Raw genomic sequence first — 18808 nt, 5'->3', positions numbered from 1 at the left:
CATGCGCCTGCTCCATCCCTCGGGATCCGTCGTCCATCTGGCCTACTGCACCAACGTCCACCCCGCCGAGGACCTCGCCGGGATCCACGACCAGCTCTCCGGCGTCGCCGCCCGGGTGCGGGCGCTGACCGGCGCGCCCGTGCTCGGCCTCGGGCTGTGGCTGTCGTCCGGCGCGGCGCGGGCGCTGCGCGCCGACCCCGGCGAGCTGGCGCGGCTGCGTGCCCGGCTGGACGAGCTGGGGCTGGAGGTCGTCACCCTCAACGGCTTCCCCTACCAGGGCTTCCACGACCAGGTCGTGAAACTCCGGGTTTACCGGCCCGACTGGGCGGAGCCGGAGCGGCTCGCCTACACCCTCGACCTGGCCGAGATCCTCACCGCGCTGCTGCCGGACGACGTGACCGAGGGCTCGATCTCGACGCTGCCCCTCGCCTGGCGCACCGGCTGGACGTCCGACAAGGCCGGGGCCGTCGCCGCCAACCTCGACGCGCTCACCAGCGGCCTGCGGGCGCTGGCGGAGCGCACCGGCAAGACGATCCGCGTCGGGTTCGAGCCCGAGCCGGGCTGCATCGTGGAGACCACCCCCCAGGCGGTCGAGCTGCTGGCCGGCACCGACCCCGCGCACCTCGGCGTCTGCCTCGACGCCTGCCACCTCGCCGTCGGCTTCGAGGACGCCGCCGACGCGGCCGGCCTGGGGCTGCCGATCGTGAAGCTCCAGGTCTCCTCCGCCGTCGAGACGCCGCCGGGCGGCCAGCCGGCGCTGGCGGCGTACGAGGAGGAGCGATATCTCCACCAGACGCGCTGCGCGGCCGGATACACCGACGACCTGCCGGAGGCGCTGGCCGGCGGGCTCCCGGCGGACCTGCCGTGGCGCACGCACTTCCACATGCCGCTGCACGCCGCGCCGCCGCCCCCGCTCACCACGACCACTCCCTATCTGGAGGACCTGCTGAAGCGCCTCCTGGCCTCCGCCGACGCCCCCCTCACCCGGCACCTGGAGGTCGAGACCTACACCTGGAGCGTGCTGCCCGGCCCGGTGGATGTCGCCGAGGGCATCGCGGCCGAGCTGGACTGGACCCGGCGGCGGCTCGCCGCACTCGGACTCAAGGAGATCTGATGGCACCCGTCGTCGTCGTGAACGTCGTCGGCCTGACCCCGCGCCTGCTGGCGCACATGCCGAACGTGGCCAAGGTCGGCGCCGCCGCGTCGCTGCGGCCCGTGCTGCCCGCCGTGACCTGCTCGGTGCAGGCGACCCTGCTGACCGGATCGATGCCGCGCGACCACGGCATCGTCGGCAACGGCTGGTACTTCCGGGACCTCGGCGAGGTCTTCCTGTGGCGGCAGCACAACCGGCTGATCCAGGGCGAGCAGCTCTGGGACGCGGTGCCCGGGATCCGCACGGCCAACGTCTGCTGGTGGTACGCCATGGGCGGCTCCAGCGACTTCATCGTCACCCCGCGCCCGATCTACTACGCCGACGGGCGCAAGGAGCCCGACTGCTACACCAGGCCGCCGTCGCTGCACGACGACCTGGTCGCCGAGCTGGGCGAGTTCCCGCTGTTCACCTACTGGGGTCCGACGGCGAGCATCACCTCGTCCAAGTGGATCATCGCGGCCGCCCGCCGGATCCTCGCGAAGGAACGGCCCGACCTGCTCATGGTCTACATCCCGCACCTCGACTACGACCTGCAGCGCTTCGGGCCCGACGCGCCCCAGGCGGTCGCGGCGGCACGGGAGGTGGACGCCGCGCTCGCGCCGCTGTTGCGGGAGGACGCCACCGTGATCGTGCTGTCGGAGTACGGCATCACCAACGCGTCCCGCCCGGTCGACGTCAACCGGGCGCTGCGCCGGGCCGGGCTGCTGGAGGTCTACACCCAGGACGGCATGGAGTATCTCGATCCCTGGGCCTCCCGTGCCTTCGCGGTCGCCGACCACCAGGTCGCCCACGTCTACGTGAACGACCCCGCCGACCTGCCCCGCGCACGGGACGTCGTGGCCGAGCTGCCGGGCGTGGACGAGGTGCTGGGCCAGGAGGGCAAGGCGGCGTACGGCCTCGACCACGAGCGGGCCGGCGACCTGGTCGCCGTGGCGGAGCCGGACGCGTGGTTCACGTACTACTACTGGCTGTCCGACGACCGGGCGCCCGACTTCGCGAAGCTCGTGGAGATCCACCGCAAGCCCGGGTACGACCCGGCGGAGCTGTTCATGGACCCCGACGACCCGTTCGTGAAGCTGCGCGCGGGCGCGGCGCTGGCCCGCAAGAAGATGGGCATGCGCTACAAGATGTCGGTAGTCCCGCTCGACCCCGAGCCGGTGCGCGGCAGCCACGGCCGCCTGCCCGACGCGGCGGCGGACGGACCGGTGCTGCTCGGCCCCTTCGACAAGGACGCCTACGCCGCGACCGAGGTCAAGGGCCTGATCACGCAGCTGCTGAAGGGCTGAGCCGGCGGAAGACGGCCGCCGTCCCCTCTGAGTGGGGCGGCGGCCGTCCCGCGTTCTGACCGGCTCACGCGGGGCGCGCGCTCCGGCGGCGCGTGCTCAACTCGGCGTGCTCAACTCGCACGTGCACCCATGGCGCGTGCCCATCTCACGCGTGCCGACTCGGGGCGTGCCTACTCGGCAGAGAAGACGTGGTCGCTGATCAGCCGGGTCGCCCCGATGATCCCGGCCGTGTCGCCGAGCTCGGACAGCACGATGGGCAGGTTGCCGGTCGCCAGCGGCAGCGAGCGCTGGTAGACGACGCTGCGGATCTCCGCGAGCAACGCGTGGCCCAGACCGGCCACCCCACCCCCGATGATCACCAGGCCGGGGTTGAAGAAGCTCACGAGCGACGCCAGCACCATGCCCACGTGCCGCCCGCCCTCACGGATCATCCGTACGGCGGCGGCGTCTCCCGAGGCCACCGCGGCGGCGACGTCCTCCGCCGTCAGCACGCCTTCCTGCGCGAGCCGTTCGGCCAGGAAGAGGGAGTCGCCCGACTCCGCGGCGGCCCGGGCGTCGCGGGCCAGCGCCGCGCCGCCGAAGTAGGCCTCCAGGCAGCCGGTGTTGCCGCAGGTGCACACCGGGCCGTCGTCGGACACCCGGATGTGGCCGATGTCACCGGCGCTGCCGGTCACCCCGCGGTAGATCTCGCCGTCCACCACGATGCCGCAGCCGATGCCGGTGCCGATCTTCACGAGCAGGAAGTCGCCGACGGCCCTGGCCAGGCCCGCGTGCAGCTCGCCCAGTGCCATGATGTTCACGTCGTTGTCCACGAGCACCGGGCAGCCGAACTCGCGGCTCAGCGTCTCCCGTACGGGGAAGCGGTCCCAGCCCGGCATGATCGGGGGCGAGACCGGCGTCCTGTCGAGGAAGCTCACCGGGCCGGGGACCCCGATCCCGACGCCGTGGATCTCGGTCGTCTCGCCGGTCCGCAGCTTGCCGACCAGTTCAAGGGCCTGCTCCAGCACGGCCTCGGGGCCGTCGCGCACGTCGGCCGGTTTCGACAGGTGGCCGAGCACCTCCAGCTCGCCGTTGGTCACCCCGACGTCGATGGATGTGGCGCCGATGTCGATCCCGACGAACCGCAGGTGTGAGGCGACCCGTACGATGCCCGACCGGCGGCCGCCTCGCGAGGCGGCGAGCCCGCCCGACTCGATGAGGTTCAGCTTGGCGAGCCGGTCGAGCTCGAGTGCGAGCTTCGACGGTGACAGGCGGGCCACCTCGCCGAGTTCGGCGCGTGAACGCGCGCCGTCCTGACGCAGGAGGCGCAGGATCCGCGACTGGTGCGGGTTCTCGGGGCGAGCCGTCATTCGCTTCCGCTCTTCGGTCGGGGACTCGGGATGCCTGTCCAGAAGTGACTGGACTTCTGCTCTTACTACAACAACTTTATTACAGGGAACCGTTACTTTTTGCCCGTCAGGTGAAAAGTTTCTGAGAATCTTGCGTTCCTGTCTGATTTGTCGGTTGGCGTCCGAGGTGTGGCCATACATGCTCCCGCCGAGGTGGCCGGGCGCCCGTTTCCCGGCGGACACGCCCCGCGCCGGTGCGGGACCCGGCCGTACGGGCCGGTAGCTTTTCCCCATGGACGAGATTGCGGGTCGTCATGTGGTCGTCGTCGGCGGGGGCATCGCGGGTCTGGCCGCGGCGCTGCACCTCAACCGGGCCGACGCCGGCCTGCGGGTGACAGTGCTGGAGGCGGCGCCGAGGATCGGCGGCAAGCTGTACGCGTCGCAGGTGGCGGGGATCGAGGTCGACGCGGGCGCCGAGTCGATGCTGGCGCGGCGGCCCGAGGGCAAGGAGCTGGCCCGGCTGGCCGGCCTCGGCGACGACCTGGTGGACCCCGGCACGACCCGGGCCGCCGTCCTGTCGCGCGGTGCGCTGCGCCCGCTGCCCCGGGAGCAGGTGATGGGCGTGCCCTCCGACGTGGTCGCGCTCGCGCGCTCGGGCGTCCTGTCGCCGGCCGGGCTCGCCCGGGTGCCCCTCGACCAGTTCCTGCCACCCACGCTCGTGACCGGGGACGTCTCCGTCGCGGCGTACATCCGGGCCCGGATGGGGAGCGAGGTCGTCGACCGGCTGGTCGAGCCGCTGCTCGGCGGCGTCTACGCGGGCCGGGCCGACATGTTGTCGCTGGACGCGACCATGCCGCGGATCGCCGCCGTCGCCCGCACCGAGCGGTCGCTGCTGCAGGCGGCCCGGAGCATCACGGCCGAGGCCCCCGCGAACGCCGGGCCGGTCTTCACCACGCTCAGGAACGGCATGGGCGCGCTGCCCGCCGCGGTGGCCAAGGAGTCGGGCGCGCAGATCCGCACCGGCGTCACCGTCCGCGACCTGATCAGGACGCCGGACGGCTGGCGGCTGGTGACCGGTCCCACCAGGGACGAGGAGACGATCGACGCCGATGCCGTCGTCCTCGCGGTGCCGGCGCGGCCCGCCTCCCGCCTGCTGCGCCGTGAGGTGCCGAAGGCGGCGGCGGAACTGGCCGCGATCGAGTACGCCAGCATGGCGATCGTGACCCTCGCCTATCCCCGGACGGCGTTCCCCGAGCCGCCGGAGGGCAGCGGCTACCTCGTGCCGCCGGTCGAGGGCAGGCCGGTCAAGGCGGCGACGTTCAGCAGCGTCAAGTGGCCCCACCTCGCCGAGGCCGACCGCAACGTCCTGATCGTGCGGTGCTCGATCGGCCGCCTGGGCGAGGAGCTCGTGCTCCAGCGTGACGACGCCGAGCTGACGGCACTGGCGATGAACGAGATGGCCGAGGTCATGGGCGTGCGGGGGCTGCCGCTCGACACCCGGGTCACCCGCTGGGGCGGCGGGCTCCCGCAGTACGACGTGGGCCACCTCGACCGGGTCGCCCGCGTGCGCGCCGCGATCGCCGGGCAGCCCGGCCTCGCCGTCTGCGGCGCCGCGTACGAGGGCGTCGGCATCCCGGCCTGTATCGCGACCGCGCGCACCGCCGCCAAGCTCGTGCTCGAGCACCTGCGGCAGGCACAGGGGACGACGGCCGCGGACGCCTGACGGGAGGCGGTGATCGTCCGGCGGGCGAGCGGCGAGGACGTCTGAGGGGACCGGCGGGGACGTCCGAGAGGCGGCGGGGACGTCCGAGAGGCGGCGGGGACGTCCGAGAGGCGGCGGGGACGTCCGAGAGGCGGCGGGGACGTCCGAGAGGCGGCGGGGAGGCCCGCCGCCGATGCCTCCGGGCGGTGCCGGCGCGGTTGATCGGCGGCACCCCGAGGCCGGACCGCCGCCCCCTACCGGCAGAATGGAGGCATGACGGAGCCTGCCCCGCGGCCCAAGGCACGCGATCTCAATCTGGTCATTCGCTACACGATGTGGTCGGTCTTCCGGCTGCGCGACCAGCTTCCCGCCGCCCGTGAGGGCGTGGCCGACGAGGTCGAGGAGCTGCTCGCGCAGGCGGCGGGCAAGGACGTGACGACCCGAGGCTGCTACGACGTGGCCGGGTTCCGCGCCGACGCCGACTTCATGTTCTGGTGGCACGCCCCCACGCCCGAAGACCTGCAGGAGACCTACACCCGCTTCCGCCGCACCGCCCTCGGGCGCGCGAGCGAGCCGGTGTGGTCGGCCATGGCCCTGCACCGCCCGGCCGAGTTCAACAAGTCCCACATCCCGGCCTTCCTCGCGGATGAGGAGCCCAAGGGCTTCGTCTGCGTCTACCCCTTCGTACGGTCCCTGGAGTGGTACCTGCTGGAGGACTCCGAGCGGCGCAGGATGCTGGCCGAGCACGGCAAGATGGCGCGCGAGTATCCCGACGTGCGGTCCAACACGGTCGCCTGCTTCGCGCTCAACGACTACGAGTGGATGCTGGCGTTCGAGGCCGACGAGCTGCACCGCATCGTCGACCTGATGCGCCACCTGCGCGGAGCCGAGGCGCGGCGGCACACCAGGGTCGAGATCCCCTTCTACACCGGCACCCGCAAGCCGGTCAGCGAGCTCGTCGCCGCGCTGCCCTAGCCATGCCCTTACAGCCACCCGCCCGGTGCCCCGGGCGGGTGGGCCCTGGCGTGCTGGAGCGACGCAAGGGACATTTAGGTTGATCTCGCGCGAAGCGTCGGAAACGGTCTTGGCGGCCCGAAGTCTTTGCCATACTGTGACGAAGAATCGACGTCTAGGTGAGGCAGAGTGGCTAGCGGGCTGGCACGTTCCAGGGGGCGCCGCCGCAAGAGGCGGGCCCGTTCGCACGTTGTCGAGGTGTCTCTTGGGGTGGCCGCCTTCGCCGTCGGGGCCGTGGCCATCGCCTGGCCGCTGTCGCGTTCCGGCGCGGAGCCGCGGCACGTGGTCGCCGCGCCGGCGCCGCACGCGTCCCCGGCCGGCGAGCTGACCGTCGCCAGCGTCGAAACCGACAAGAAGCCGGCCACCAAGCGGGACAAGAAGGCGGCGGAACAGAAGGCGTCCGGACGGTCGAAATACACCGACACCAAGGCGGAGGCCTACTTCCGCAGCAGGTGGAGCGACAAGACCGCCAAGCGCGTCAAGGACATCCGCACCGAGGGCGGCTACCTGCGCATCTACACGAACCTCCCGGAGAACGCCGGCAACTCCAAGACCGCGATCACGCTGTGCAAACGCGGCCTGGAGTATCTGGCAGAGCGGGGGGAGTCCAACCCCGTCGTGTTCGTCCAGGCGAGGTTCGGCGAGAACGGCAACCCCGTCCTCGCCAACGTCCTCGGCCCGGACGACGACGACTGCCGGGTCACCTACCCCAAGCCGAAATAGGCGTCACTCGCCCGGCTGCAGCGTCAGGCAGACGGAGTTGATGCAGTAGCGGTCGTCGGTCGGCGTGGGATAGCCCTCGCCGTGGAACACGTGCCCGAGGTGCGAGTCGCAGCGGGCGCAGCGGACCTCCACCCGGCGCATGCCGAGCGAGTCGTCCTCGTGCAGGGTCACGGCCTGCGACTCGGACGGCTCGTAGAACGACGGCCAGCCGCAGTGCGACTCGAACTTCGTCTCCGACCGGAACAGCTCCGCCCCGCAGGCGCGACAGGAGTAGACGCCGACCGTCTTGGTGTCGACGTACTCGCCGCTGAACGGGCGCTCGGTCCCCGCCTGCCGGAGGACCCGGTACTCCTCGGGGGAAAGCTGCGCGCGCCACTCGGCGTCGCTCTTGATTACCTTCTCCATGCTCACCACCCTGCCTTCGTGGGCCCCTCGCGGGGATTACGAAGTGGGAAACTCCGCGGACGCCCCGGATCTTCCCCGCACATGTTGACGAGGCGGAGCATCCTTTCCCAGGTCTTCCGGCGTCTTCATTGACGAGGGGGTTGATCGCCGTCACCCGCGCGGGGGCGGTCACCCACACCGCCGTCAGGGCGGCGAGGCACCCGACCCGTGCTGGACGCCGCCGGACGGCGAGAGGAGGCCGCCCGCGGGCGGCCGTCGTGGTCCGTCCCGTCGCGTGCGGCGCAGTCCGAACGCGAGCGCGCCGTACGCGACCACGTGCCTGCGCCGGGAGGGCGCGGCCGTGGGAGCGCCCGGTCCGGCCGCCGTCGGCAGCCCGGGACGGACCCCCTCATCCGGGTAGTGTCACGTGCATGGCTTCGCCGTACATCGAGATAGAGGTGGGTGGCCGCACCGTCAAGGTCACCAATCCGGACAAGGTCTACTTCCCCGAGGCAGGCGCCACCAAGCGCGACCTGGTGGAGTACTACGTGAGCGTGGGGGACGGCGTGCTGCGCGCCCTGCGGGAGCGGCCGACCTACCTCAAGCGGCACCCCGACGGCGTCGGCACCGACGCCATCTACCAGAAGCGGATGCCCCGGCATCCCGACTGGATCGAGACCGTCACGGTGCGCTTCCCCAGCGGGCGTACGGCCGACGCGTTCTGCCCGACCGAGGTGGCGGCCATCGCGTGGTGCGCCAACCTCGGCACCATCGACTTCCACCCGTGGCCCGCCCGCCGCGCCGACCTCGACCACCCCGACGAGCTGCGCATCGACATCGACCCGCAGCCCGGCACGTCGTTCGAGCAGGCCCGTCAGGTGGCCTTCACCGTGAAGGAGATCCTCGACGAGCTCGGTATGACGGGCTTCCCCAAGACCTCGGGCAGCCGCGGCATCCACGTGAACATACGCATCGAGCCGCGCTGGACCTTCACCGAGGTGCGGTACGCCGCGATCGCCTTCGCCCGCGAGGTCGAGCGCCGCTCGGACCTCGCGACGAGCGCCTGGTGGAAGGAGGAGCGGGGGGAGAAGGTCTTCATCGACTACAACCAGAACGCCCGCGACCGCACGGTGGTGGCCGCCTACTCGGTCCGCGCGCGGCCCGACGCCCGGGTCTCGGCCCCCGTGACCTGGGATGAGCTGGCCGGCTGCGACCCGCGCGACTTCGACATCAGAACCATGCCGAAGCGGTTCGCCGAGCTGGGCGACGTGCACCGGGCGATCGACGACCACGCCTTCGGTATCGGCACGCTGCTGGAGTGGTACGACGCCGACGAGCGGGGCGACATGCCCTATCCGCCGAACTACCCCAAGATGCCCGGCGAGCCGAGGCGCGTCCAGCCCAGCAAGGCGAGGCCGTCCGGCTGATCGTGACTCGCCGGGCGGTGTTTTTGTCCCGCTGTCTCTGCTCTTGATCGGCTCTTGCATTCCCGCCCGGTGTCCCTGGAGACGGGTGCGGGGATGGTCCTGGCGAGCGCTCGCCGACGGGGGAGCGGGCGCTCGTCCCCGGGCAAGACCGCGCACGGACGAACCTGGAACACCCGAGCCTCGCCCTCACACCGCTGCCGAGGGCGGGGCCGTTGTGCACACGACCGAGCAGGGGGAGACAACCGCATGTGCCTGAGCTGCGGCTACGGCGAGCCCGACGACGATCGTGGGGATACCGGCCACATCACCTGGACGGATCCGCGGAATGCCTCCGGGGCCGTGGACAACGGCCCGGAGCAGGCCGCCGGCGACATCGGGTCCGGGACGGACGCCCTCGGCACGCCGCCTTCCTGACGCCCGGCCGGTTTCCCCTGTCCGGAACAGCTGGAAGCCGCCGCTAGACCGATATGTATGGAGAGTGACCAAGTGACGACACCGGTCAAGAGGATCACGATGTCCAAGCCGTTCTGCGCCCTCGCGGGCGTCGGGCCGTACGCCCTGGCCAAGGCCGGCGAGGTGTACGAGGACATGGCCCTCCGCGGGCGCAGGATCGTGAGCAGGATGAGCCGGGAGGCCGCGCAGGAGTTCGAGGAGACCGCGCACGAGCTGGAGGGCCTCTCCAGGTCCGCCCGCCAGCAGGAGAGGCAGGAGCGGGAGACCGTCGGTACGGCGACGGGCCGGAGCCGCACCGCGACTACCAGGGCGTAATGTGCGTCCTACGGCGGTCCCGCCCTCTTACCCGAGGGTGGGACCGCACTAGGCGCGCGTTCGCGGGCGCTCGTTCCTCCCCGCGGGCTCTCGGCCGTGAGGCCCGAAGACAGGGGTCATCGGGAAGGTGATGCGGTGGGTGTCGCCGCCCTTCGGACCGCTTGCCTCGACCACTTCGAACGCCAGCTCGCCGTCATCGCCGTTACGGCTGTTCTGGACCAGGATCTCCACCTCGACCGTGCCGACGCATCTCCTCGCCCATGACCTCAGCCCTGATGCGGGCCTTGCCGATCTCGCCTCAGATCACGTCCATCGCGCGTCGCCCCTTGCGAACGGCCAGACCCGAACGGCCAGACCTCGGTGTCGTTTCCGCTCACAAGCCAGAGGTGCCGGGGACCTCGACATGTATCGCTCCAAGCGGTCCGCCTGCTCGGTGTCGGGAGGACACCGGTGGGAATGGAGCCAGGATGGACCACAGGGACTTCTTCGGCAGGGTGGCCGAGCGCAGCGGCCTGTCGCGCGAGGAGGCGGCGGATCTGAGCCGCGCGACACTGGAGCTCCTGGGAGACCGGCTCAGCGCCACGGAGGCTCAGCATCTCGCGTTCGAACTTCCGGAGCCTCTCCGGGAGTCGGTCCACGTCAGTGATTCGATCCAGCGGCTCGGGTTCCGCGAGTTCGTCGTGCTGATCGGCAAACGCACAGGGCTGACCGAGGAGGAGGCGAGGGGAGGGATCCGGGCCGTCCTGCTGACGCTGCGGGACGCTGTTCCGGACGAGACCTTCGACCATGCCATGTCGCAGCTGCCGGCCGAGTTCCAGCAGGCCGCGGAGTAAGCCGTACGGCCGGGGCGGTGCGGTCAGGGCGGTGCGGTCAGGGCGGTGCGGTCAGTGGTGAAAGCTCGCCCCCTCCTAGCCGGCGGTGCGCACGGCGTCCTCCCAGGTCGATTCCCACACCCCTACGCACCCCGGGCCGGGAGGCGGTGCCTACAGTGGACGGTATGGCTATCGCCATCGGCCTCGTCGGTGCGGGCCGCCGGGCGGCGGAGGTGCACGCACCAGCCATCGCGGCGTGTCCAGAAGCGCGCTTCGCGGGCGTGTGGGCGCGATCGCCGGGTCCCACGCAGGCGCTCGCGGCGCAGTACGGCGTGCCGGCGTGCGGCCGCTTCGAGGACCTGCTCGACCACTGCGAGGCGGTGGTGTTCGCCGTGCCGCCTCCCGTCCAGCCCTACCTGGCGGAGGTCGCGGCGGGGCAGGACAAGGCACTGCTCCTGGAACGGCCCGTCGCGGGCGACCTGGCCGGCGCGGAGCGTCTGGCCGAGGCCGCCGGACCCACGGTCTCGCAGCTCGCGCTGCTCTGGCGTTACTCGGCGACGGTCCGCCACTTCCTGACCGACGCGGTTCCGAAGACCTTTCCGAAGGGGGCCAGCGGTCTGGTCGTCACGACAGCTCCGCCCGATCCGCGCCCATGGCGCAGAGGATTGAGCGTGCTGCGCGGGGACCTCGGCCCCGATCTCCTGGATCTCCTCGACGCCGCGCTCGGCCGTGTGATCGGCGTTCACGCGCACGGCCAGCCGACCGGCTGGTTCGGGATGATGTTCGAGCATGAGGGCGGGACCTACAGCGAGGTCTCCATGTACACCTCGCCCGAGCCCGTCAGGGAGCGCGCCGAGATCGAGGTGTTCGGCTCCGGCGGCGTGGCGGCCGTCGACGGCGTGGCCGCCGTCGGCAGGGAGGCCGTCGACACCATGTACCGCGAGTTCGCGGACGCCGCCGGGCACCGCCGGCGGCACGAGCTGGACGCGGCCCGCGGCCTGCACCTTCAGCAGGTGATCGAGGCGGTGGAGAGCGACCTGCTCCACCGTGACGACGACTGAGCGCGCCGCCTGTCGCCGGCCGCCCGGACGAGGTCAGCGCGTGCGCGGCCACACGCCGTCGTAGCGGTAACCCAGCTTCTCGACGTCCAGGACGTTCGCGACCTTCTCGCTGTACCGGGGCAGGCGGCTGGACTCGGTGACGTTCCCGTACGCCGACCGGATCGGGGCACCGGGATGGCGGGTGCGCCATGTGTGCCACAGCAGGTCGCCGAAGCAGGCGATGACCCAATACAAGGGGTCGTTCGGGGCGGAGGGCAGGGCCAGGTCGCCTCCGATGCCCATCTGCACCGCGCCGATGTGAACCTCCATCTGCATGTTGAACACCTGGAAGTCCGGATTTTTCAGCATGTTCACGATGAGATCGGGCGAGGCCCACGCGGGGATCTTCCCGCCGTCGGCGTAGGAACGCCGGAGCGGATGAGGTCGTGGGATTCTGGCCGTCCACCCGGCGAACGCACCGTTGAGCACGGCCTGATCGTGTTTCGCGTCGCCGTTTCCCCCGAAATACTCCTTCGACAGCACCACCGAGCGCTGCGGTGATCGGCTGTCGCGCGTCCAGTCCCAGTACGGCACGGACACGGCCGGATCGATGCGCTGGAGCTCCCGCTCGAAGTGCAGGAGATATCTACGCTGCCACGGCAGGAAGAAGCCGTTGGCGTGGGTGGCCGCGAACTGCTCGGTGTAGGCGTTGACCAGCGCGTCGTAGGTCCCCCGTGCCTTCAGCGTGCGCACCGCCCGGACGAACGCCTCCCACTGCTCCTTGGGCAGGTCGCCGATCCGCCGGCGTACCGTGACCGGGGCCGCGTGCGCCGCCGGGCCGCGCACCCCGAACGCGATCGCCGCCGTTCCCCACACCGCCGACGCCAGCATCTCCCGCCTGCTCGGCCCGCGCATATGTCCGCCCCCCGGATGTCCTCGAATCACATGGCCTGTTGCGACCGGCCGAAAGATTAGAACGGCGAAGCCGCCTGACCGTGAATTTCGCGCCGTGTCGGGGTGCCGGGAGGGGACGAAACGAACATCGGGGGAGTGATCGCCGGGCCAGGAGAGGCGATCACTCGGCGGAGAGCGTGTGGACGAGCCGGGCGACCGGGCGGCGCCGCACCATCCGCGGGCACGGCCACGGGAGCGGGCCCTGGCCGGGCGACCGGGCGGCGCCGCACCGTCCGCGGGCAGGGCCACCGGGACAGCGGGCTCTGGCCGGGGGATCGCCGGCCCGGCCGGTGGCGGCACCCCGGGCACGGGGCGTCGCGGCGGGGTTGTCGGTGCCGTGTGCCACTGTAGGAAGCGTGCGCCGCATCCACCCCTACGCCGAGGACGAGCCGGACATCCCCGCCGCCTACGCCTATCCGCGCGACCACTGGCTGCGCCTCAACATGGTGAGCAGCGCCGACGGCGCGGCCTGGGTCGAGGGCCACTCGGAGGGCCTGTCCGGCCGGGCCGACAAGCGGATCTTCGGAGTGCTGCGCGGCCTGGCCGACGTGGTGCTGGCCGGGGCCGCCACCGTCCGCACGGAGGGATACCGGCCGGCCCGCCCGCGCGAGTCGTGGCGGGCCCTGCGGGAGGGCAGGCCCCCGGCGCCGCCCATCGCCGTCGTCACCCGCCGCCTCGACCTCGACCTCGGCAGTGAGCTGTTCACCGAGGCGGAGCCGTACGCCCGGACGATCGTGATCACGACCGAGTCGGCGCCGAAGGACCGCCGCGAGGAGGCGGCCGCGAGGGCCGACGTCATCGTCGCGGGCGAGGAGACGGTCGATCTCGCGACCGCCGTCGGCGAGCTGCGCGCCCGGGGGCTCGGCCGTGTTCTGTGCGAGGGCGGCCCCCGGGTGAACGCGCAGCTTGCCGCCGCCGGCCTGGTCGACGAGCTGGCGCTGACCGTGAGCCCGCTGCTGACCGGCGGCGACGCGGCGCGCATACTGGACGGCGTCGCATCGCACACGCCGCTGACCCTCGCCCAGGTGCTCGAAGATGACGGCTTCCTCTTCTGCCGATACATCAGGGAGGCGCAGGATGAAGCTTCCGGTTGAGCCGGAGATCCCCGGTCTGGATCTGCCGGTCGTGCCGCCGGTCGCGCCGATGCTCGCCAAGGCCGTCAAGGGGCTGCCGAAGCAGGACGGCACGCTCTTCTACGAGCCGAAGTGGGACGGCTTCCGCTGCATCGTCTTCCGCGACGGCGACGAGGTCTTCCTCGGCAGCAGGAACGAGCGGCCCTTCACGCGCTACTTCCCCGAGCTGGTCGAGGCCATCCGGCAGGAGCTGCCGCCCAAGTGCGTCGTGGACGGCGAGATCGTGCTGATCAGGGGCCAGTCGCTCGACTTCGACGCGTTGCAGCAGCGCATCCATCCCGCGCAGTCCCGGGTGCGGCTGCTGGCCGAGAACACGCCGGCGTCCTTCGTCGCCTTCGATCTGCTCGCCACCGGGACGGAGGACCTCATGGAGGCGCCGTTCTCGGCGCGGAGGGCCCGGCTGGAGGAGATGCTGGCGGGCGCGGGCCGGTCCGTACGGCTCACGCCGGTCACCCGGGACGAGAGCCTGGCCGCCGAGTGGTTCGACGCGTTCGAGGGCGCAGGTCTCGACGGCATCGTCGTCAAGCCGGGCGACCAGCCGTACACGCCGGACAAGCGCGTGATGTTCAAGGTCAAGCACGAGAGGACGGCCGACTGCGTGGTGGCGGGCTACCGCGAGCACAAGTCGGGGCCGATCGTCGGCTCGCTGCTGCTCGGGCTCTACTCGCCGGACGGTCGCCTGCACCACGTGGGCGTCGCCGCGTCCTTCCCGATGAAGCGGCGTGAGGAACTCGTCGAGGAGCTCGCGCCCTACCGGGTGGAGGACCTGAGCGAGCATCCGTGGGGACACTGGGCCGAGGTCGCGACGGGCGGCGCGCAGGGCCAGCGCCTGCCCGGCGCCGTGTCGCGGTGGAATGCCAAGAAGGACCTGTCGTTCATCCCGCTGCGGCCGGAACGTGTGGTCGAGGTGGCCTACGACCACATGGAGGGCGACCGGTTCCGGCACACCGCCCAGTTCCGCCGCTGGCGCCCGGACCGCACGCCCGCGTCCTGCACCTACGAACAGCTCGAACGCCCGGTGAGTTACGACCTCGACAGGATCCTCGCCCGCTGACCCGCCGGGCGGCCGACCCGCTGCCCGCCGGCCGGCCCGACCACAAGTAGCTCTGACTTTCAGCCGGTCAGGGCGCGGACGGCGGCGGTGACGACGACGGCGACCGCGACGACCACCAGGAACGGCGCGCGCAGCAGCAGCGCGACGGCCGCCGCGGCGAGCCCGGCGGCCCGGGCGTCGACCACGAGCGTGCGACCGTCGGCGAAGGTCTGCAGGGCGATCAGCGCGGCCAGCGCCGCGATCGGCACCAGCGCGGCCAGCCTGCGGACGAGGGGCCGTTCCAGCACCGCCGCCGGCACCGAAAGGCCAAGCAGCTTCACGGCGTAACAACCGGCCGCCGTGACGACGATCGCGACCCAGACCATCAGCGTCCTCCTTGGGGCGAACGGCGGGTGAGCAGCCGTGACGCGGCCAGCACGGCGGGCGCGGCGAGCACGGCCACAAGCACCGGCACACCTGCGGGCAGGAACGGCACGCAGGCGAGGGCGAGCACCACGGCCAGCACCGCCACCACCGCCTCCGCATGCCGGGCGAGCGGGTCTCGGGCCGCCTGCGGTGTGCGGGGCGCCTCATCGCGTGGTTCCGCGTGGACACCGGGCCGGGCGCGGCCACGGGGTCCGCCGTCATCGGGCGGTTCGGCAGGGGAAGCGGCGGCGGGCCTGGAGGAGGAACGGCCTCGGAGCATGGGCAGGAGCAGGGCGAGGAAGACGGCCGGACCGGCGGCGTCGAGCCCCCACGCCGTCGGATCGCCCAGCGCGGAGGCGCCCAGCGCGCCCAGGAACGTGGTGATGTTCCACCCGGCGTACAGGCTGACCCCGGTGACCGTGAACCCGAGCCGGGCGAGGCGCCGGTCGGGCTGGGCCAGGGCCACGGCGGAGGTTTCGTCGATCACCCACTGCGCGGCGAGCGGGCGGACCGATCCGGGGAGCCCGAGCAGCTGTGACAGCCGCAGCCCATAGAAGGCGTTGCGGACGCCGAGCAGCAGCGCCCCGGCCGCGGCGGCTAGCGGGTTGCCGCCGCTGCCGAGCGCGCCCACCAGCGCGAACTGGGACGCCCCGGTGAACACGAACAGCGACAGCACGCAGGTCTGGACGACGGTCATCCCCGCACCCGCCGAGGTCACGCCGAACGCGAAGCCCGACAAGCCGACGGCAGTGCCGACCCCGAGGGCGTCCCGTACGACTGCCGCCCGGGGTTTCGGCGGCAGACCGGCCTGCACTGGTGTGGTGGTCACCCGCCAGAGAGTAACGAAGCGTGCAGGTATGTCCCTTATGGGTGGGGGTCAAGACGTGCCGGCGGGGACGGCCGTGTGGCGCGCCCGGGCGGCGGGGAGGGTTCAGGCGCCGGTGGAGACCAGGACCCGCATGGACCGGTCGGCGAGACAGACCTTGGCCTCGGCGGGCAGGATCTCCTCGGCGTACGGATCGTCGCGGAGGTCGTCCTCGGCGGTGTCGAGGACGGGACGCCAGGCGGCCCCCAGCTCCGGCCCCGGGAGGGCGAACGTCAGGTTCTCGTGGTGCGCGTTGATCAGCAGCAGGAACGTCTCGTCCCTGATCCGCTCGCCGCGCGGGCCCGGCTCGCTGATCGCGTCGCCGTTGACGTACACCGCCAGCGACTTGGCGTAGCCCGTGTGCCAGTCGCCGTCGGTCATCTCGGTGCCGGACGGCGTGAGCCAGATGATGTCCCTGCTGCCGTCCCCGGGCGAGTGGCCCTGGAAGAACCGGCGTCGCCGGAAGACGGGATGCGCCCGCCGTAACGCGGCCAGGCGGCGGACGAACTCCAGCAGGTCGCCCTCCTGGCGGATCAGCGACCAGTCGATCCAGGAGGTCTCGTTGTCCTGGCAGTAGGCGTTGTTGTTGCCGTGCTGGGTGCGGCCGAACTCGTCGCCCGCCAGCAGCATCGGCACGCCCTGGGACACGAACAGCGTGGTGAGGAGATTGCGCCGCTGCCGCCGGCGCAGCCGTACGATGCCGGGATCCTCCACCGGGCCCTCGGCGCCGCAGTTCCAGGAGCGGTTGTCGTCCGTGCCGTCGCGGTTGCCCTCGCCGTTGGCCTCGTTGTGCTTGTGGTCGTACGACACGAGGTCGTTGAGCGTGAACCCGTCGTGGGCGGTCACGAAGTTGATGGAGGCGACCGGGCGGCGGCCGCTGCTGGCGTACAGGTCGCTGGAGCCGGCCAGGCGCGAGGCGAACTCGGGCAGCGTCCGGGAGGCGCCGCGCCAGAAGTCCCGCACGGAGTCGCGGTATTTGCCGTTCCACTCGGTCCACAACGGCGGGAAGTTGCCGACCTGGTAGCCGCCGGGGCCGACGTCCCACGGCTCGGCGATCAGCTTGACCTGTGAGATCACCGGGTCCTGCTGGATGAGGTCGAAGAACGCGCTCAGCCGGTCGACGTCGTGCAGCTCCCGGGCCAGCGCGGCGGCGAGGTCGAAGCGGAAGCCGTCCACGTGCATGTCGAGCACCCAGTAGCGCAGCGAGTCCATGATCAGCTGGAGCGCGTGGGGCGAGCGGACGTTCAGCGAGTTGCCGCACCCGGTGTAGTCGAGGTAGTAGCGGCGGTCCTCCTCGCGCAGCCGGTAGTAGGCGACGTTGTCGATGCCGCGGAAGCCCAGCGTGGGGCCCATGTGGTCGCCCTCGGCGGTGTGGTTGTAGACGACGTCGAGGATCACCTCGATCCCCGCGTCGTGCAGGGCCCGCACCATCGCCTTGAACTCCTGGACCTGCTCGCCGCGCTGCCCCGAGCTGGCGTACGCGTTGTGCGGCGCCATGTAGGCGATCGTGTTGTAGCCCCAGTAGTTGGTCAGCCCCCGGGCGACCAGGAAGTGCTCGGGCACGAACTGGTGCACGGGCATGAGCTCGACCGCCGTCACGCCGATCGACAACAGATGGTCGATCACGGCAGGGTGCGCGAGCCCGGCGTAGGTGCCCCGCTGCTCCTCGGGTACGGCGGGATGGCGCATGGTCAGGCCGCGCACGTGCGCCTCGTAGATCACCGTCTCGTGGTACGGCGTGCGGGGCGGCCGGTCGTTGCCCCACTCGAAGAACGGGTTCACGACCACGTTCTTCGGCATGTACGGCGCGGAGTCGTCGGTGTTGAGCCGCGCGGGGTCGGCGAAATGGTAGGAGAAGAGCGACTCGTTCCACCGCACCGAGCCCTCGATCGCCTTGGCGTACGGGTCGAGCAGCAGCTTGGACGGATTGCACCGGTGCCCGTGGTCGGGCCGGTAGGGTCCGTGCACGCGGAAGCCGTACCGCTGGCCGGGCATGATCCCGGGCACGTAGCCGTGCCAGACGAACCCGTCGACCTCGGGCAGGTCGACGCGGGTTTCCTCACCCCTGTCGTCGTACAGGCACAGTTCGACCCGCTCGGCCACCTCTGAGAACACCGAGAAGTTGGTGCCCACACCATCCCAGGTGGCGCCGAGCGGGTAGGGCTCTCCAGGCCAAACCTCGCGCATGTAACCTCATTCTCCACTGCTCGGGCGAATCGTGCACGCGCGACGATCGCTGCTCTCGCACCGGAACGCGGGAGCCCCCGCCGGATCCGGTCCGGCGGGGGCTCCCACTGGTGCTCAGCCGACCAGCTCGGCGTTGAGGGTGATCGTCGTGCCGGCGAGCGCCTTGCTCACCGGGCAGTTCGCCTTGGCGGTCTCGGCGGCCTGCTGGAAGTCCTCGGCGGAGATTCCGGGCACCTGCCCGCGGACGGAGATCACGATGCCGGTGATGCCCTCGCCCGGCTGGAAGGTCACGTCCGCGCGGGTCTCCAGCGACTGCGGCGGCGTGCCGGCCTTGGCCAGCCCCGCGGACAGGGCCATCGAGAAGCACGAGGAGTGAGCGGCGGCGATCAGCTCCTCCGGGCTCGTCTTGCCGTTGGCCGCCTCCGCCCGGGAGGGCCAGGAGACGTCGAAGGTGCCGACCCCGGAGGTGTCGAGCGAAACGGTGCCCGAACCGTCGAGCAGTGCGCCCTTCCACTGCGTCGTCGCGGTACGAGTGGTCGCCATGGCGATATCCCTTCAGTAAGCGGAGCCTAT

At 71.7% G+C, this 18808-nt stretch carries 19 protein-coding genes; 12 read left to right on the top strand and 7 right to left on the bottom strand.

Annotated features, from left to right (window positions below):
- Position 1: 1 nt before the first annotated feature.
- Entirely contained in the window at positions 2-1114 is a 1113-nt protein-coding gene (eboE, locus tag OHB01_RS37610; protein WP_328854644.1) for a metabolite traffic protein EboE, read from the top strand.
- Positions 1114-2439 (top strand): alkaline phosphatase family protein, encoded by a 1326-nt coding sequence (locus tag OHB01_RS37605; protein WP_147942405.1) that lies wholly within the window; start codon positions 1114-1116, stop codon positions 2437-2439. Before eboE ends, OHB01_RS37605 begins: the two co-directional genes overlap by 1 nt.
- Before the next feature lie 170 nt (positions 2440-2609).
- On the opposite strand, the gene OHB01_RS37600 is transcribed toward OHB01_RS37605, so the two are convergent.
- Positions 2610-3788 (bottom strand): ROK family transcriptional regulator, encoded by a 1179-nt coding sequence (locus tag OHB01_RS37600; protein WP_328710578.1) that lies wholly within the window; start codon positions 3786-3788, stop codon positions 2610-2612.
- Positions 3789-4059: 271 nt separating this feature from the next.
- Here OHB01_RS37600 and hemG point away from each other — a divergent pair, with 271 nt between their 5' ends.
- The 3 genes from hemG (at position 4060) to OHB01_RS37585 (ending at position 7206) form a co-directional block, all read left to right on the top strand.
- Positions 4060-5490, top strand: a complete 1431-nt coding sequence (gene hemG, locus OHB01_RS37595; RefSeq protein WP_142645458.1) for a protoporphyrinogen oxidase — start codon at positions 4060-4062, stop codon at positions 5488-5490.
- A 252-nt stretch (positions 5491-5742) separates the two neighbouring features.
- Positions 5743-6444, top strand: coding sequence for a hydrogen peroxide-dependent heme synthase (gene hemQ / locus OHB01_RS37590; protein ID WP_142645457.1), 702 nt, complete (start codon positions 5743-5745; stop codon positions 6442-6444).
- A 237-nt stretch (positions 6445-6681) separates the two neighbouring features.
- Positions 6682-7206 carry a hypothetical protein gene (locus tag OHB01_RS37585; RefSeq protein WP_142645456.1) on the top strand — a complete coding sequence of 175 codons (525 nt, stop codon included), beginning with the start codon at positions 6682-6684 and terminating at the stop codon, positions 7204-7206.
- Between the two features lie 3 nt (positions 7207-7209).
- Here OHB01_RS37585 and msrB read toward each other — a convergent pair whose 3' ends face one another.
- The gene (gene msrB, locus OHB01_RS37580; RefSeq protein WP_142645455.1) at positions 7210-7611 is read right to left on the bottom strand and encodes a peptide-methionine (R)-S-oxide reductase MsrB; all 402 of its coding nucleotides are present in this window, start codon (positions 7609-7611) and stop codon (positions 7210-7212) included.
- 410 nt (positions 7612-8021) lie between these two features.
- Here msrB and ligD point away from each other — a divergent pair, with 410 nt between their 5' ends.
- From ligD to OHB01_RS37555, 5 genes are all read left to right on the top strand, one after another.
- Positions 8022-9017 (top strand): non-homologous end-joining DNA ligase, encoded by a 996-nt coding sequence (gene ligD / locus OHB01_RS37575; protein WP_147942403.1) that lies wholly within the window; start codon positions 8022-8024, stop codon positions 9015-9017.
- 246 nt (positions 9018-9263) lie between these two features.
- Positions 9264-9431, top strand: a complete 168-nt coding sequence (locus OHB01_RS37570; RefSeq protein WP_168065622.1) for a hypothetical protein — start codon at positions 9264-9266, stop codon at positions 9429-9431.
- Between the two features lie 72 nt (positions 9432-9503).
- Entirely contained in the window at positions 9504-9785 is a 282-nt protein-coding gene (locus tag OHB01_RS37565; RefSeq protein ID WP_142645453.1) for a hypothetical protein, read from the top strand.
- 467 nt (positions 9786-10252) lie between these two features.
- Positions 10253-10618, top strand: coding sequence for a DUF2267 domain-containing protein (locus tag OHB01_RS37560; protein ID WP_142645452.1), 366 nt, complete (start codon positions 10253-10255; stop codon positions 10616-10618).
- Between the two features lie 164 nt (positions 10619-10782).
- Positions 10783-11658, top strand: coding sequence for a Gfo/Idh/MocA family protein (locus OHB01_RS37555; protein WP_328710575.1), 876 nt, complete (start codon positions 10783-10785; stop codon positions 11656-11658).
- Between the two features lie 33 nt (positions 11659-11691).
- Here OHB01_RS37555 and OHB01_RS37550 read toward each other — a convergent pair whose 3' ends face one another.
- Positions 11692-12552, bottom strand: coding sequence for a tyrosinase family protein (locus OHB01_RS37550; RefSeq protein WP_328854643.1), 861 nt, complete (start codon positions 12550-12552; stop codon positions 11692-11694).
- Between the two features lie 395 nt (positions 12553-12947).
- Between OHB01_RS37550 and OHB01_RS37545 the strand changes: the two genes are divergently transcribed.
- Positions 12948-13685 carry a pyrimidine reductase family protein gene (locus OHB01_RS37545; RefSeq protein WP_185948913.1) on the top strand — a complete coding sequence of 246 codons (738 nt, stop codon included), beginning with the start codon at positions 12948-12950 and terminating at the stop codon, positions 13683-13685.
- 16 nt (positions 13686-13701) lie between these two features.
- Positions 13702-14778 carry an ATP-dependent DNA ligase gene (locus tag OHB01_RS37540; protein ID WP_142645562.1) on the top strand — a complete coding sequence of 359 codons (1077 nt, stop codon included), beginning with the start codon at positions 13702-13704 and terminating at the stop codon, positions 14776-14778.
- Positions 14779-14837: 59 nt separating this feature from the next.
- Here the strand turns inward: OHB01_RS37540 and OHB01_RS37535 are convergent, their stop codons facing one another.
- From OHB01_RS37535 to OHB01_RS37520, 4 genes are all read right to left on the bottom strand, one after another.
- Positions 14838-15146: an AzlD domain-containing protein gene (locus tag OHB01_RS37535; protein WP_142625312.1), complete on the bottom strand. Its 309-nt coding sequence runs from the start codon at positions 15144-15146 to the stop codon at positions 14838-14840.
- Positions 15143-16012, bottom strand: a complete 870-nt coding sequence (locus OHB01_RS37530; RefSeq protein WP_260617091.1) for an AzlC family ABC transporter permease — start codon at positions 16010-16012, stop codon at positions 15143-15145. Before OHB01_RS37530 ends, OHB01_RS37535 begins: the two co-directional genes overlap by 4 nt.
- 102 nt (positions 16013-16114) lie before the next feature.
- Positions 16115-18235 carry a glycogen debranching protein GlgX gene (gene glgX / locus OHB01_RS37525; RefSeq protein ID WP_142645449.1) on the bottom strand — a complete coding sequence of 707 codons (2121 nt, stop codon included), beginning with the start codon at positions 18233-18235 and terminating at the stop codon, positions 16115-16117.
- Positions 18236-18349: 114 nt separating this feature from the next.
- Entirely contained in the window at positions 18350-18778 is a 429-nt protein-coding gene (locus tag OHB01_RS37520; RefSeq protein ID WP_142625310.1) for an OsmC family protein, read from the bottom strand.
- Between the last annotated feature and the right edge of the window lie 30 nt (positions 18779-18808).

It is taken from the genome of Microbispora hainanensis, assembly GCF_036186745.1.
Classification (GTDB): Bacteria; Actinomycetota; Actinomycetes; order Streptosporangiales; family Streptosporangiaceae; genus Microbispora.
The sequence above is the reverse complement of the archived record's forward strand: the minus strand, read 5'-3'. Positions and strand labels throughout refer to the sequence as shown.

What these genes read in the sequence shown, in the direction of transcription:
- OHB01_RS37560 (WP_142645452.1), top strand. Translation starts at nt 10,253, where the DNA reads ATGGACCACAGGGACTTCTTCGGCAGGGTGGCCGAGCGCAGCGGCCTG.
- OHB01_RS37555 (WP_328710575.1), top strand. Translation starts at nt 10,783, where the DNA reads ATGGCTATCGCCATCGGCCTCGTCGGTGCGGGCCGCCGGGCGGCGGAG.
- hemQ (WP_142645457.1), top strand. Translation starts at nt 5,743, where the DNA reads ATGACGGAGCCTGCCCCGCGGCCCAAGGCACGCGATCTCAATCTGGTC.
- OHB01_RS37520 (WP_142625310.1), bottom strand. Translation starts at nt 18,778, where the DNA reads ATGGCGACCACTCGTACCGCGACGACGCAGTGGAAGGGCGCACTGCTC.
- glgX (WP_142645449.1), bottom strand. Translation starts at nt 18,235, where the DNA reads ATGCGCGAGGTTTGGCCTGGAGAGCCCTACCCGCTCGGCGCCACCTGG.
- eboE (WP_328854644.1), top strand. Translation starts at nt 2, where the DNA reads ATGCGCCTGCTCCATCCCTCGGGATCCGTCGTCCATCTGGCCTACTGC.
- OHB01_RS37600 (WP_328710578.1), bottom strand. Translation starts at nt 3,788, where the DNA reads ATGACGGCTCGCCCCGAGAACCCGCACCAGTCGCGGATCCTGCGCCTC.
- OHB01_RS37550 (WP_328854643.1), bottom strand. Translation starts at nt 12,552, where the DNA reads ATGCGCGGGCCGAGCAGGCGGGAGATGCTGGCGTCGGCGGTGTGGGGA.
- hemG (WP_142645458.1), top strand. Translation starts at nt 4,060, where the DNA reads ATGGACGAGATTGCGGGTCGTCATGTGGTCGTCGTCGGCGGGGGCATC.
- OHB01_RS37570 (WP_168065622.1), top strand. Translation starts at nt 9,264, where the DNA reads ATGTGCCTGAGCTGCGGCTACGGCGAGCCCGACGACGATCGTGGGGAT.
- msrB (WP_142645455.1), bottom strand. Translation starts at nt 7,611, where the DNA reads ATGGAGAAGGTAATCAAGAGCGACGCCGAGTGGCGCGCGCAGCTTTCC.
- OHB01_RS37605 (WP_147942405.1), top strand. Translation starts at nt 1,114, where the DNA reads ATGGCACCCGTCGTCGTCGTGAACGTCGTCGGCCTGACCCCGCGCCTG.
- ligD (WP_147942403.1), top strand. Translation starts at nt 8,022, where the DNA reads ATGGCTTCGCCGTACATCGAGATAGAGGTGGGTGGCCGCACCGTCAAG.